General features: G+C 70.6%; 1 protein-coding gene. It reads left to right on the forward strand.

Going from position 1 to position 293, the window contains the following annotated elements; genetic code table 11:
- The coding region (locus ACLBYB_RS33290; protein ID WP_447701440.1) for a hypothetical protein at positions 1–293 on the forward strand (293 nt) is incomplete at both ends.

A 293-nucleotide genomic window follows, 5' to 3' on the forward strand; every position in this document is an offset into this window, starting at 1 on the left:
GTGAAGTGGCTCCAGGGCTCGCCCGCGATCGCCGTCTACCTCCGGCTGATGGGTGCGAAGGTCGGACGCGACACGCTCATCTCCGACATCGAGATCGGCGCGGCCCACCTCCTGACCATCGGGGACGGCGCGTCCCTGGGCGGCCGCCTCGTCATCGCCAACGCGGAAATCGTCGGCAACGAGCTGGTCATCGGCAGGGGCGAGATCGGCGCGGACGCGGCGGTCGGCACCTCCTGCGTGATCAGCCACGACGCGGTGATCGGGCCGCAGGCGGAGATCGCCGACCTCACCAC

The organism is Methylobacterium sp. D54C (assembly GCF_053345595.1).